The following is a 1,236-nucleotide window of genomic DNA, read 5'->3' as shown; positions in this document are numbered from 1 at the left end:
GTGAGGTCTGCTTGCTCCAACGTCGCCGACACGGTTTGGTTCTCGCAAATCGTGGAACGAGAATCGCCTTGGGCGATAGTATTGCCCGTCATCTTAAAGTTTCTCCTTGCTAGCAGCTTCCGAGTCCTAAGCCTATGTTAACCATCGCTCTGGGTGGCAACCCTAATTGTGGTAAGTCAGCCCTTTTTAATCAATTTACAGGAATTAGACAAACCACAGGTAATTGGCCTGGCGTAACGGTTGAGCGCAAAGCAGGGCGAACAAAGTTGCTAGGAGACGAGGCAAACGTTGTCGACTTGCCAGGTATTTACTCGCTGGATGCATCGTCTCTGGATGAAAAAGTTACCCGGGACTATCTTCTCTCTGCCGACGCTGACCTGATCGTTAATGTGGTTGATGCCTCGAATCTTGAGCGTAACCTCTATTTCACTGTGCAATTACGAGAAATGGGCGTTCCAGTGGTCGTGGCGCTGAATATGATGGACGTTGCCCGCAAGCGTGGCATTAGTCTCGATGTTGAACGCTTAAGCGAAGCCTTATGTTGCCCGGTGGTGCCTATCGTCGCTGTGACAGGGGAAGGCTTGAAAGGTTTGGCTAGCGCGATCAAGTACGAGTTAAGTTCCAGCGAGCAGAACTCAATCGAGCTGGTACATGAAGACTTGGTTGAGCAGGCAATCCTATCCGTTTCCGGCTATCTACCAGCTACTGTTAAAGCAAACGAACAACGCTGGGTCGCGACTAAGCTTTTGGAAAATGATAGCGCTGTATTGGGCGCAATTGAATCGGCTGGTCAAAAAGAGCTGCTATCAAGGGTTTCCCATTGGCAGAGCAAGATTGAAGAAAGAACCGGGGAAGACGTCGACATACATATTGCTGATGGGCGCTTTAATCATGCACATTGCTTATCGCAAGAGGTAATAAAGGAAGCTGGTGTCGTGGGCAAGAATCTATCTGATAAGATAGACCATATTGTACTCGGGAAGCGCTTGGGAATCGGTATATTCTTACTGGTTATGTATGCGATGTTTACCTTTACGATCAACGTTGGCGGTGCCTTTATTGACCTCTTCGATATGGGCTTGGGTGCAATTTTTGTTGATGGCACTGCGCATCTGATGGGGCTGCTTGGCTTGCCTGAATGGAGCAAGGTGTTTTTGGCAGATGGTATTGGAGGGGGCATTCAGGTTGTCTCTACCTTTATTCCTATTATTGTTTGCTTGTATTTGTTTTTATCCG

Annotated in this window: 1 protein-coding gene; it reads left to right on the top strand. The window is 48.1% G+C overall.

All coding sequences use genetic code 11. The features are described 5' to 3' along the window. Positions 1 to 134: 134 nt before the first annotated feature. Positions 135 to 1,236, top strand: a 1,102-nt coding sequence (locus tag A3735_RS02405) for a ferrous iron transporter B (protein WP_156499345.1), incomplete at its 3' end; no start/stop codon positions are given.

The organism is Oleiphilus sp. HI0061 (assembly GCF_001635675.1).
The sequence above is the reverse complement of the archived record's forward strand: the minus strand, read 5'-3'. Positions and strand labels throughout refer to the sequence as shown.